Below are 12,359 nucleotides of genomic sequence, written 5' to 3' on the forward strand. Positions count from 1 at the left end.
CAGAGAAGTTTTAATCGTTGGTTATGCTCACCAAAATTCTAGTTGTTGTCGGACTACTGATTCTTTTGGTCTTGGTAGTTGGGTTAGTAGTGGGCTATACCATTTCGGCTCCGCACTATGAAGGGCCGATTTCAGATCACTTTGACGGCCGGGAGTTTTTGAATCTGGGCGGGGCAAAGGCCAAAGGTTTCCGGGAAGTGATTGGGTGGATAATGAATCGGGGCCAGACGCCCTGGGGAGCGTTTCATACTAATAAACCTGGTCCGCCACCACCAGCCCGCGTAAATGGGCGGGAAGTGCGCGTTACGTTTGTCAACCACTCTACGGTGCTGCTGCAATTCGACGGCCTGAACGTACTGACCGATCCGGTTTACTACGAACGCGTCAGTCCCGTGCAGTTTGCCGGACCCAGGCGAAACAGCCCACCCGGTATCCGCTTCGACGATCTGCCTAAAATTGACGTACTCCTGCTGAGTCATAACCACTGGGATCATCTGGACATTGAGACGGTTAAGCGGCTCTGCGCCCGCGATCAGCCGAAGGTTTTCTGCCCGCTGGGCGTAAAGGCCTTTCTGAAGCAGCACAATTGTCAGAACCTCGTCGAAATGGACTGGCGGCAGTCGGTGGCTTTCAATGCGCAGACAACGATTCACTGTGTTCCGGCGCAGCATTTTTCGGGGCGGGGTATGTTTGACCGAAATGCGACATTATGGGCTGGTTACGTAATTGACAGCCAGGTTGCCGGTAAGCTATATTTTGCCGGTGATTCGGGTTACGGCGCATTTTTCAGGGATATAGGACAGCAGTTTGGCCCGCTTCGATTAGCTCTTATCCCGATTGGGGCCTATAAACCGCCCTGGTTTATGTCGCCGATTCACTGCTCGCCAGCCGAAGCCGTGCAGATTCATAAGGATGTCCGGTCGGAACAAAGCGTTGCTATTCACTTCGGAACGTTTCCGCTGGCTGACGACGGCGAGATGGAACCCGTAAACGATCTGCAGCAAGCATTGGCCGAAAAAGACATACCAGCCGACCGCTTTCGGGCGTTGACACAAGGAGGAAGTCTGGTTATTGAGTGAAAAAAACGACAAGCTTCCCAACGCTTCGCCACGATATGGGGTCAGAAAGCGTATTAGGTAGTATCTGTTAATTTAATTCCATGCGTCTATTTCAATTATCTATTTGCAGCGCCTTGTTGATGGGCAGTCTGGAATCCTGCACCCAAAGCATTGATCCGTCCAGTACCTATTATGATCAGAATGATGCGGATATTCAGGCTTATGTTTCTCAGAACAACCTGCAGGGTACGTTACGCAGCACGGGTCTGTATTACGTCGTGACGACTCCGAATCCGACTGGCAAACAGGCCACAACGGGTGAAGAAATCGAATTCACCTATAAGTCGTACAATCTGAAGACAGGGCAGGTGGTGGACAGCTCCGCTGCAAACCGGCCGGTCTATTATCCGCTGGGTATTGGTTCAATCCTGCCCGGTCTGGAAGAAGGTCTGAGCCTCATGCGGGAGGGGGAGCGGTCCACCCTGCTGATTCCGTCTTATCTGGCTTATAGTGATAAGTCAAAAACAAATCTGCCAGCCTACTCGGTCATCCGGTTCGACGTCAGGTTCAACCGCTCCCGGTCGGAAGAGCAGCAGATTGAGGAATATATAGCGGTTCAGAAGTTTACAAACGTCGAAAAGACGGCCAGCGGCCTGCGATTTATCAAAACAAAAGATAACCCGACCGGGGCAACCCCAACGACTAGCCAAACGCTGACCATAAAGTATGCTGGCAAACAGCTGCGCTCAGTTACGCCATTTGATAGCACCGGATCAGGTACGTTCGACGCCGTTCTGGGGCAGAGCAAGTACGTAAAAGGCTTTGAAGAAGGGCTGGCCAAGCTGAAAGTAGGTGAAAAAGCAACGATCATTTTTCCTTCCTCACTGGGTTACGGCGCAACCGGCGTTGTTCAGAACAATACCTACGTCATTACGCCCTACGCTCCCTTACGGTTCGATCTGGAAGTTATCTCGGCCAAATAGTCCCGAACGTTTGTTTATTGTAATGCAATGGCCTGCCCTAAAAGCAGGCCATTGCATTATACCGGCAATACTCCTGAAACTAAACCAAACCTGGCCTAGGCAGTTAATGGGTTCGAGTGCTGAGTTTATATGAACAAACATTAACTAATCTGGCCTATGTCTAAAAATTACATGTTAAACCAATTTGTGCTAAGCGTTGTCCTGGGGTTATTGACGATCACCTGTGCATTCGCCCAGGTCGTTCAGGGTCGGGTAACCGATGCTTCGTCGTCGGCTGGGATACCCGGCGTAACGATTGTCGTGCTGAACACCAATCTGGGCACTACCACCGACGCCAGTGGATCGTATTCGCTGAGCCTGAGCCCCGGCAGCTATACCCTGCGGGTGAGCTTTGTCGGCTATCAGACGCAGAGTGTCCCGATAACCATAACGAGTAGCGGGACCGTAACGGCCGATGTGGCCCTGAGGGAGAGTCCTTCCAGCCTGAGCGAAGTTGTGGTCATTGGCTCCCGATCAACGCAGGCCCGAACCAGCACGGAAACCGTGGCACCGGTCGATGTCATCCAGTCGCGGGATCTGGTGGCAACGGGTCAGGTTGAGCCAACGCAGCAGCTAAACTTTGTAGCGCCTTCCTTCAATTCGTCGCGCCAGACCATCGCCGATGGAACGGACCATATCGATCCGGCCACCATCCGTGGGCTTGGACCCGATCAGGTATTGGTTTTGCTGAATGGCAAACGGCGGCATAATCAGGCGCTGATAAATATCAATGGTACGATCGGGCGTGGATCGGTCGGGACCGACCTGAACGCTATTCCATCAGCGGCAATTGAACGGATTGAAGTCCTGCGCGACGGTGCGTCTTCACAGTATGGTTCGGATGCCATTGCGGGCGTAATTAACCTGAGGCTTAAAGAACGGCCTGGTACTACGGTCAATGCACAGATTGGTCAGCAGTATGCAGGTGATGGCCAGCTTGCGCAGATAGGCATCAATCACGGCATCAAAATTGGCCAGAAAGGCGGTTTCCTGAGCCTGACCGGCGAGTTTCGGCACCGGGGTGCCACCAACCGAGTGGGAAACTACAATGGGCCGGTCTATGTAAACTGGAACGTAGGACGCGCATCTGGCGAAACCGATGCTGCTTACATTGCCCGACGGCAGGGGCTACACAATCAGGACCAGGCGCTGATCCGGCAGAATAATTTCAACCTGTCGAACAATATGCAGATTGGCAACTCTCGGGTCGATAACGCCGGGTTCTTCCTGAATACCCGCCTTCCCCTAAGTGCTAAGGCTGCTTTCTATGCTACGGGGGGCGTCAATTACCGCAATGGGAAAGCCGCTGGTTTTTATCGCTATCCATATCAGACAACGCAGGTTATCACAGCCCTGTACCCGAACGGATTCCTGCCAAATATCGAATCAACCATCAACGATCAATCGCTGCTGGCGGGCTTTAACGGCGAATCGAACGGCTATCGCTGGGATATCAGTAATGTCTATGGGGGTAACGCATTCCGTTTCGACGTAACGAATTCCAATAACGCGTCGCAGTATGCACAGGGGGCCAATGCACAAACTGAGTTTTACGCCGGTACACTTAGCTTTTATCAGAACACGGCCAACGCCAGTGTCGCTAAAGATTATGGCAGTTCACTGGGCTTGAAGTCGTTCAACGTAGCCGTTGGGGCCGAGTACCGGCTGGATTTTTACAAAATCAAGCCCGGCGAAGAAGCATCCTACCGAAACTATGACCCTGCCTCGGGCCGGGCGGGTGGCGCTCAGGTGTTTCCGGGTTATCAACCGGCCAATGCGGTGAATGCAAAGCGGAACGTTCTGGCCGGTTACGTTGACATCGAAACAGACCTGACCGACCAACTGCTGTTTAACACTGCTGCCCGTTACGAAAACTACAGCGATTTTGGGGGCAATTTTGCCGGTAAGCTGGCCGCCCGTTATAAATTCAGTGAAGCCTTTTCGCTGCGGGCCTCAGTCAGCAACGGGTTCCGGGCGCCGAGTCTGCACCAGCGGTATTTTAGCGCCATCAGCACCGTATTCGTGTCAACAGGTCAGGGACTGGAGCCGCGCCAGACCGGCACGTTCCGTAATGACAGTCCAATAGCGCAGGCATTCGGCGTTCCTTCCCTGACGGCCGAACGGTCAATGAACTACAGCGTTGGCGTTACGTCGCGGCCGTTGCCAAATCTGAGTATTACTATAGATGCGTATCAGATTGCTATCCGCGATCGGATTATCTATAGCGATCAGTTCTCGCGCGGCACAACCGGCGCGGGTCTGATCGTGGCTAATATTTTGAATGGCGCGGGTCAGACGGACGTAAACAGCGCCCAGTTTTTTGCCAACGCCGTCAATACCCAGACACGTGGTATTGATGTGGTTATTGCCACCAGTCCGCGCCTGAACCGGGGTTCCCTGGATTTGACTTTAGCCGCTAATTTCAACGAAACGCGGCTGACGGGCTCTATTAAACGCCCGGCTAACCTGCCGAATGATGCAACCTTCGGTAATTTCCTGTTTAACCGGCAGGATAGCGCCCGCCTGACGCTGGCGCAGCCCAAGAGCAAGGTTTCGCTGACGGGTAACTTCCGACTGAATAAGTTTGGTGCGGTGCTGCGGTTTACGCGCTTCGGAGAAGTGACCACTTATGATCCTGCTAACCCATTGCTGGATGAAGCCTTCAAACCGAAGATTGTAACGGACTTCAGCGTATCGTATCGCGTGTTTAAAAACCTGACGGCTACGCTGGGAGCGAACAATATTTTCGACGTGTATCCGGATAAGCTGAAGCAGGTATTTCAGCCAACGCCCGAACGGTTTGGGGCGGCCGTACTCGACAACTCATCATTCGGGCGGTTTATTTATAGCCGTAACGCGACGCAGTTTGGGTTTAACGGCGGCTATTACTTCCTGAATCTATCGGCTAGTTTTTAAAACGAGAGAACAAAAAAGCGGTAGTAAGCGAACCAGGCTTACTACCGCTTTTTTATGAACAATTACTAAGGCACTGCTGGATTACGCCATAGGCCGACAGGAGGTTTGGTTACATGGTGGGGTAGGTTTCCATCTCTTTACGGTCGAAGGAAAACAGGAACCAGCCGCCGAGCCGCATTGCCAGGTGGAAAAACAGAATTGGAAGGCCAACGCCCAGAATGAATCCCGTCAGGAGAATTACCGGGACGTTAGTAATACCCAGCGCATTAAAGCCGATGCGCGTCCCCGAAATGATAAAGACGTGTACCAGATAAATATATAGTGAGTGATACCCGATAAACCGCAGCACTGGCAGCGAATCACGTTTGCCCAGCAGATAGCAGACGAAGATAATCACAACCATGCCAACAAATGCGATGCCCATGTGCAGCATTGTGGGAATATCGTCTTTATGGGTAAACCAGTACCATTGACCAACCAGAAAAACAGGAATCAGCGCCAGCGTCCAGCCGCTTTTTAAGGCCTTCTCCAGAGCGTTTTTCTCCAAAATCAGTTGGGACATATTATAGCCGACGGCACTGAATACATAGAAATACATAAAATTGTGCAGCAGGCTGAATCCTTCCAGGTAATCGCTCAGAAACCGAAACGTTAATCCCAGAGCAATCTGCCAGATGCCCCGGATGCGAAACACCTGATAGGTCAATACGAAAGCCAGCGCTACGTTAAACAGCGCGGCCAGGTACCAGAACTGATCCGTTTTCTGCGGATCATAGAACAAATACAGAAAGTGCGACGCGTCTTTCTTGGAGTTTGTCTGGCCCGACAACAAAATCTGCGTACCAATCTGCAACGCCCCCCAGAGCAGGTATGGCCAGAGAATAGTTGAGAACCGATTATGTATAAAACCCGTTGGCCCCCGCTTCGTCAGACTCCGCGCCAGGAATAGCCCCGATACAAAGAAAAACAGGGGCATACGGAAATTATAGAGCGTTGCCGGAATGAGCAGGAGCGTAGCGTCTATACTGGCTCCCGCGCGGTTGACGCCCCCAACCAAATGCCCATAAACAACCATCAGGATGGCAATACCGCGGGCATAATCGATCCAGCGAAGCCGTTTTTTATTGGCGAAATAACCAGTATAAATACTGGTTAGCCAGCTAATCAAACCCGAATGTCGGTTCGGGAAAGGTAATGTTAAAGCCATAACGAAGAGAGTTTACCCTAAGGTACAGTGAGTAACCTATCGTGTCTATGGTTTGTGGGTTCAGGTCCTACTTATTCTTGAAATTTCCAAACATATAGGCCAACAATTTATTTTGGGGCCATTCGGATGGCTCCGTCAAGACGGATAACCTCGCCGTTCAGCATTGGATTCTCAAGAATTGACTTGGCCAGCAGAGCGTACTCATAGGGCCGGCCCAGCCGGGACGGAAAAGGAACTTGCTGGCCCAGCGACAAGCGGGCGTCTTCAGGCAGGCCCATCAGCAAGGGGGTCTCGAATAGGCCCGGTGCAATGGTCATTACGCGGATGCCGGAACGGGCCAGATCGCGGGCGATGGGCAGGGTCATACCCACGATTCCGCCTTTCGATGCCGAGTAGGCGGCCTGACCTATTTGTCCGTCGTAGGCCGCTACGGATGCCGTGTTGATAATGACGCCCCGTTCTCCTTCGGCGTTTGGTTCATTGGCTTCCATAGCCAGGGCCGCCAGCCGAATGACGTTGAACGTACCGATAAGATTAATCGAAATGACTTTTTGAAAAGCAGACAGCGAGTGGGCTCCGTAGACGCCGTCTACCTTACCGAGGGTTTTGCGGGCTTCGGCGATTCCGGCGCAATTGACGTTAATGTGCAGGCCCCCAAAGGTTTCAACGGCCATATTGACGGCTGCCTGCACATCCGTTTCGTCGGTTACGTTGGTTTTGATGAAGCGAACGGTATCGCCCAGCTCTTCCGCCAGAGCGTTACCGCGCTGATCATTCAGGTCTACAAGTACGACGTTCGCGCCCTGCGAAGCCAGTAGGCGGGCCGTTGCTTCGCCCAGTCCAGAAGCTCCTCCAGTAATCAGGGCGGTTGAGTTTTGTATATTCATGACGTAATGTTGATGAAGATTATCCTGTTTATCGGCCAATCCGTCGCCTATTTGACGGGCACAAACAGAACGGCATCTGCCACAACGACACCCGCTGCGCCCTCGTTGCTGAACTCAAGGTAAGGGGTCTTACCGGTGGTCAGCTGATGTTCACCGAGGTTAATCCAGTCGTTGGCCTGCGGTTGCTGATTCAGGGCCAGCGTTTTGACCGCACTGCCCGTATTGAGCCGGACAACGACCTGGCTGGCCTTGTCAGTTTGACGACCGTATTCGCCCGGATTGCCTCCCCCGCCCAAGCGGATGGGGTTATACACATACACAGCGTAGCGGCCCGGCCGGTTCTGAGGCAGGATAAACCGTACAGATTTCGGGCCGCTTATACCATCATCGACCAGCATCGATAAACCATACTTGCCTCCCTTGGTTTCGCGCAACCAGTTACCTACGATCCGTACCCGGGTTGTATCGTCGTTATCAATCAGGATTTCGGGCAACGAACCGTTCATGAGCGGGTTCTGCGCCAGTCGGGTCTGCAGTCTGGTAATGTTAATATCCTGCACGGCTTTGCCTTCGTCGATGGCCTGACAGGCGGCTACGGCCGCCGACTGCGCCAGCACCATAAATACCGGCTCCATCCGGATAGACCCATAAGCAATGTGGCTGGCCGACAGACAAACCGGCACGATCAGGTTCTGGATGCTTTCCCGTCTGGGCACCAGCGCCCGGTAGCTGACGGGATAAGGGGGAAACCCACCTACCTGCACGTCGCCCTCGTTCCGTACCATCGGTACGCCTTTGTTATCGTTGACAACCAGCCGTTGGCAATTGTGCGAATCCATGGTGTAGGCGGCCATTCCGACGCCGTCCCGCACGACGACCTTACTTTCGCAATTGGCCTGGGTCATGACGTATTCGCCCACCATGCGCCGGGCTTCCCGAATATAAAGTTGATGCGAGAAGTGATCGTTGTCCCGGTATTCATCTTTAGGATACCCCCATTGCAGCATCTCGTCGCGCAGGTGTTTCGGTATTCTGGGGTCGTGACCGATGAAGTAGAATAGTCCTTTGGTGTAAAGTTCATGTTCGCGGATGATCTCGGCACGCCGGGCATAATCGGCGTTGGGGTAATCGTAGTTGGCCCCGATCATGTCGGTTGAGAAGCCCCCGCAGTTGTTGATGTCGGTCTTACGGTTCGGCATCGAAACGAAGTGCATCAGATTCCAGGTCAGTTCCTTGGGCTCTTTCTTAGCAATCTGCCGCAGCAGCAGTTCATATTTTGTTGAGTCGTAGCCTTCGGGGCGGGTAATTGGAAGACGGTTGGCCGGGTCATCGGTGAGGCACATTCGATAATTATACGCCTGAATTGCGGGACTGCTCGTGCCATTGGCGGTGAGTCGGGCATCGCTGATCCCCCAGAGTAAACCGCTTTCTGGCTTGCCGGGCACCCGGTAGGGGTCTACGCCGTCGGGAAACTGATGTTTGTCCAGGAGTTGAACGCCATTCCAGGTTTCGCCATACTGGTTATTCGATTCACGCCCAACCGTAAAGGCCACCCCCGCTTTGGCCATGAGGTCGCCCTCGTACGTGCAGTCGATGAACTGTTTGGCCTGAATGATTTGAGTGGTAGCCCGACCGGCTGTTTGCGGAGTCGGGGACGAAGGCTCTATGGTAATGGCCGTAATCCGATTCTTCTGGGTTTCGACAGCGGCCAGCCGGTAATTCATCCGCACCGGTACACGGGCTTCGTTCAGGTATTGTTTGAATAAACTCTCGGCAACGTGAGGCTCGAATGTCCACTGTTCAAATTTACCGTAATGCTTGCCTATACGCCGGTAAAAATCCCGCGCCAAACCTGTAATGGCGAATTTATTACCAATATCCGTTGCGCCTAATCCTCCTGACGTTAGCCCACCGAGGTGCCGGCTAGGTTCAATCAGAACAACCGACTTCCCGGCTTTTTTTGCTGCATAGGCAGCCATCACACCTGCCGACGTACCGCCGTAGACGCATACGTCTACCACCGTCGGCGACTGCGCACGAATCAGGAAAGGAAGGAAAAGGAAGAGTAATAACTTGCCAGTATGACAGGCAGAAACGGTTGGGTTCATATCGGGTTTAAGGCCAATTTTACAAAATCGCCATTAGCTCTTTCCAGTGCCGGATGTCGTAGGTTGGCGGATCGTCCACACTGGCGGCTGCCGTGTTGTAGAATACGGTGTCCAGCCCGACGCTTTTAGCGCCCAGAATGTCAGCTTCGTAATTATCGCCAATCATCAGACTTTCGGATGCGTTGGTTCCGCTAACCTCCATGGCATACTGAAAAACCAGCGGGTCTGGCTTTTTGGCGTTGGCGTTTTCGCTCGTAATGACGTTCGTGAAAAAATGCGCAATCTCGGCACTATCCATCTTAATGGCCTGAATTTCAGCAAAGCCGTTCGTGATGATGTGCATCGTGTAGCGATCTTTTAAATATTCCAGCACCTCGCGGGCCGACTCCAGCAAATGCGGTTTACGGGGCAGTAGCCGCAGGTACTCTGTATTCAGATCGGTGCAAAGCGTGTGTTCCTGGACCCCCAGCGCCTGGAACACCAATGGAAACCGGTGTTCGCGGATGTAGGCATGGGTAATCAGGTTTTTGTCGTAATCGGCCCAGAGCTTTTTATTGATGGCAATGAAATGCCTGCTGAATTCAGCTGCGGAGGCAATCCCCACATCAACCAGGCGAAACGTTTCGAACAGTTCAGCGATGGACTCCGCCGAGTTTCGGTCAAAATCCCACAATGTATGGTCGAGGTCGAAAAAAAGGTGTTTATACTTCATCCGTTGATGAGCTATTCAGTTCTGTCATCCGCGAACTGTCAACCAGACAGCCAGCTCGCGGATGACTGAGCGTTAGAAATCCAGGCGGAGTCGTTCAACTGGCTGATTATTCACCAGATGACTATCCACTATTTCGTCGACGTCGGAGAGCTGTACGTTGCCATAATACGTGCCTTCCGGATAAACCACCAGCGTCGGGCCAAAGGCGCAGGCGTCGAGACAGCCGGTTCGCTGAGCCCGCATATCTTTCAATAAGCCCCGCTCGGCAAGGGCGGTCTTAAACGCGTCGACTAGTTCGTTGCCGTGTGCTTCACCGCAGGATTTCTTGGGCGCAACTTTCTGATTGTTGCAGATAAAAACGTGCTTTTTGTATTTCATGAGGTTGTTCAAATCAATTCCCAAAGGTACGTAACGAACCCGACGCGACCGTCATTTCTTCGCCACGACCATTGCCCGGCCGGGTACTGTCGTGTACCGGACAACCTTATACCGTTTCAGGCCCGCCGTTTGCTGCCAGTGCTGGATTTCGGCGATGGAATAGTTACCCGCTGTGCTGCTCAGACCATAGAAGAGGTCGGTACTGCCGCCCAGCAGTTCGGGTTTAGCGCCGATTTCAGGACGAATAAACTCATTGACAATAAAGACGCCCCCCGGCCGTAACGCCCTGGCGACTTTATTCGCGACCAGCTGATTCTGCTCCGGCGTAAAATGGTGCGCCAGACTCGATAATAGAATAATATCGAACTGAGCGTCGCCAAAATCGTCGGTCAGGGCGTTGCCGGACTGGTGCTGAACGCGCTCGCCCATACCCTGCTGAGCCAGCAACGGGGCCGCCTGCTCAATGGCGGGTGGCAGATCCAGAATAACAGACGTAAGAGCCGGTAGTTTCCGGCATAGCACCACCGAGTGTTGCCCATGTGAGCCGCCGATGTCCAGCATCCGGGTGGCCGATTTGGGGACGGGTGCCCGGCGGCCAAACTCCCGCGCTTCGTTGTTGCTGGCGGCCACCATCGCTTCCTGATAGTAGCGCCACTGCTCTGGGGATAGCGTGTCGTGGTATTGAACGCCTTTTCCCGTTTTCAGGTATTCGCCGAGGTGGCTCATCCAGTCCCAGACGACCCGGTTGTTAAAAATCATCATGCCGTACACCGACAAAGGATCATCTTTGAGCGCGAAGCGCCGGGCCATGCGTGTCAAAGTAAACCGGTCTTTTTTGAACGTAAAATACCCCATCGCCGTGAGCAGGCCCATGAGTTCGCCTAAGGCTTTACGATTCAGATTCAGTATGCTGACTAATTCGTCGAGTGTTTTAGGCCCGTCTTTGGCGGCTTCGAACACGCCTTTATCGGCGGCTTCGAGTACGGCCTTCGCCAGTACGGGCATGATCTGAACGTGGAGAATTGGAATAGCGACAAGATTAGCGCGAAGGGCAAACCACTCAAGCGGGTTTTCGGGCGAAACAACAAGCTGCATGAGAAAAGGGTACGTCTGTTCCTACAACTCCTGAAAAACCGTTCTGTCTAAAAAGCTTCGTTTTCTGCCGCTTGACAAACGAGCTGGTTTAGTTGGTCTTATTTGCTGCGCGACAACACCTGATAGCGTAAGGGCGTAACGCCGGTATGAAGTTTGAACTGCCGGTGAAAATGAGAAATGTTATTGAAGCCGCATTCCAGACCCACCTGCGCAACGCTCAGGTCGTTGTTGGCCAGTAGTTTGCGGGCGTTGCCAATACGAAGTTCGTTGACGTATTCCACAAACGACTTGCGGGTTTTTTTCTTGAAGTACCGGCAGAAAGCCGCCGATGACATACCCGCTACGGAAGCTATCTGCTCAATACGCATCTCTTCCCTGAAATGCGCCAGCACATACTCCAGTACCCGCTTCATGCGCTCGGTTTCGGCTTCGCTGGGAGCCAGTCGGTAGCCGTCGCTGGCCAGTAGGCTGGCCTCGTGATCAGCCGCCAGCCGGTTTAGAATAGTCAGCAGGTTTAAGAGTTGATCAAAGTCTGTTCGGTTTACTAGCATCTGCATCTGCGGAGCCACTTCCGCGCTTACTGCCGGGCTGAATCGCAGTCCGTAGCGGGCACGCTCGAGCAGGTGCAGCACCGGCTTGGCTTCGGGTAGGGTTAGGAGACCGTTCTGAATCAGGCTGGCCGGAAATTGCGCCACCACCGATTCGGACCGTTCTGGATTATCAGGCTGATAAAAGGTTTCGTCGCTGCGCCAGAAGTGGGGCAGGTCAGGGCCCAGCAAAACCAGGTCGCCCGCCAGAAACGGCTCGACATGATCGCCGACAAACCGCTGCCCGTAGCCACGGGCAATAAACGTCAGTTCATACTCCGGGTGGTAATGCCAGGGAGCATCGAAATAAGGCAGTTGAAAGCGCCGGACGAGCAGAGAGCTTTGCTCGGCGATGGTTACTTTTTCGAATAACGCTTTCAAAGCCTGGG

General features: G+C 53.2%; 10 protein-coding genes. 3 read left to right on the forward strand and 7 right to left on the reverse strand.

Translation table 11 applies throughout. The annotated features are described in order from the left end of the window. Positions 1-23 precede the first annotated feature (23 nt). The 3 genes from HNV11_RS00910 (at position 24) to HNV11_RS00920 (ending at position 4,996) form a co-directional block, all read left to right on the forward strand. Positions 24-1,079: an MBL fold metallo-hydrolase gene (locus HNV11_RS00910; RefSeq protein WP_171737863.1), complete on the forward strand. Its 1,056-nt coding sequence runs from the start codon at positions 24-26 to the stop codon at positions 1,077-1,079. 80 nt (positions 1,080-1,159) lie between these two features. Beyond that, positions 1,160-2,041 (forward strand): FKBP-type peptidyl-prolyl cis-trans isomerase, encoded by an 882-nt coding sequence (locus HNV11_RS00915; RefSeq protein ID WP_171737864.1) that lies wholly within the window; start codon positions 1,160-1,162, stop codon positions 2,039-2,041. A gap of 156 nt (positions 2,042-2,197) precedes the next feature. Next, complete coding sequence (locus tag HNV11_RS00920; RefSeq protein ID WP_171737865.1) at positions 2,198-4,996, forward strand: TonB-dependent receptor; 2,799 nt, start codon at positions 2,198-2,200, stop codon at positions 4,994-4,996. Between the two features lie 109 nt (positions 4,997-5,105). On the opposite strand, the gene HNV11_RS00925 is transcribed toward HNV11_RS00920, so the two are convergent. From HNV11_RS00925 to HNV11_RS00955, 7 genes are all read right to left on the reverse strand, one after another. Continuing rightward, a complete protein-coding gene (locus tag HNV11_RS00925; protein ID WP_171737866.1) occupies positions 5,106-6,203 on the reverse strand; it encodes an acyltransferase family protein in 1,098 nt (365 codons plus the stop codon). 107 nt (positions 6,204-6,310) lie between these two features. Continuing rightward, positions 6,311-7,090 carry a 3-hydroxyacyl-CoA dehydrogenase gene (locus HNV11_RS00930; protein WP_171737867.1) on the reverse strand — a complete coding sequence of 260 codons (780 nt, stop codon included), beginning with the start codon at positions 7,088-7,090 and terminating at the stop codon, positions 6,311-6,313. Positions 7,091-7,137: 47 nt separating this feature from the next. Next, positions 7,138-9,198 (reverse strand): FAD-dependent oxidoreductase, encoded by a 2,061-nt coding sequence (locus tag HNV11_RS00935; RefSeq protein ID WP_171737868.1) that lies wholly within the window; start codon positions 9,196-9,198, stop codon positions 7,138-7,140. Positions 9,199-9,217: 19 nt separating this feature from the next. Next, positions 9,218-9,910, reverse strand: coding sequence for a YjjG family noncanonical pyrimidine nucleotidase (locus tag HNV11_RS00940; RefSeq protein WP_171737869.1), 693 nt, complete (start codon positions 9,908-9,910; stop codon positions 9,218-9,220). A gap of 72 nt (positions 9,911-9,982) precedes the next feature. Next, entirely contained in the window at positions 9,983-10,288 is a 306-nt protein-coding gene (locus HNV11_RS00945) for a (2Fe-2S) ferredoxin domain-containing protein (protein ID WP_171737870.1), read from the reverse strand. 51 nt (positions 10,289-10,339) lie between these two features. After that, complete coding sequence (locus HNV11_RS00950; RefSeq protein ID WP_171737871.1) at positions 10,340-11,383, reverse strand: class I SAM-dependent methyltransferase; 1,044 nt, start codon at positions 11,381-11,383, stop codon at positions 10,340-10,342. 98 nt (positions 11,384-11,481) lie between these two features. Beyond that, on the reverse strand, positions 11,482-12,351 hold the full coding sequence (locus HNV11_RS00955; protein ID WP_171737872.1) for an AraC family transcriptional regulator: 870 nt from the start codon (positions 12,349-12,351) through the stop codon (positions 11,482-11,484). Between the last annotated feature and the right edge of the window lie 8 nt (positions 12,352-12,359).

It is taken from the genome of Spirosoma taeanense (assembly GCF_013127955.1).
Taxonomy (GTDB): domain Bacteria; phylum Bacteroidota; class Bacteroidia; order Cytophagales; family Spirosomataceae; genus Spirosoma; species Spirosoma taeanense.

What these genes read in the sequence shown, in the direction of transcription:
- HNV11_RS00940 (WP_171737869.1), bottom strand. Translation starts at nt 9,910, where the DNA reads ATGAAGTATAAACACCTTTTTTTCGACCTCGACCATACATTGTGGGAT.
- HNV11_RS00950 (WP_171737871.1), bottom strand. Translation starts at nt 11,383, where the DNA reads ATGCAGCTTGTTGTTTCGCCCGAAAACCCGCTTGAGTGGTTTGCCCTT.
- HNV11_RS00925 (WP_171737866.1), bottom strand. Translation starts at nt 6,203, where the DNA reads ATGGCTTTAACATTACCTTTCCCGAACCGACATTCGGGTTTGATTAGC.
- HNV11_RS00920 (WP_171737865.1), top strand. Translation starts at nt 2,198, where the DNA reads ATGTCTAAAAATTACATGTTAAACCAATTTGTGCTAAGCGTTGTCCTG.
- HNV11_RS00935 (WP_171737868.1), bottom strand. Translation starts at nt 9,198, where the DNA reads ATGAACCCAACCGTTTCTGCCTGTCATACTGGCAAGTTATTACTCTTC.
- HNV11_RS00945 (WP_171737870.1), bottom strand. Translation starts at nt 10,288, where the DNA reads ATGAAATACAAAAAGCACGTTTTTATCTGCAACAATCAGAAAGTTGCG.
- HNV11_RS00930 (WP_171737867.1), bottom strand. Translation starts at nt 7,090, where the DNA reads ATGAATATACAAAACTCAACCGCCCTGATTACTGGAGGAGCTTCTGGA.
- HNV11_RS00915 (WP_171737864.1), top strand. Translation starts at nt 1,160, where the DNA reads ATGCGTCTATTTCAATTATCTATTTGCAGCGCCTTGTTGATGGGCAGT.
- HNV11_RS00910 (WP_171737863.1), top strand. Translation starts at nt 24, where the DNA reads ATGCTCACCAAAATTCTAGTTGTTGTCGGACTACTGATTCTTTTGGTC.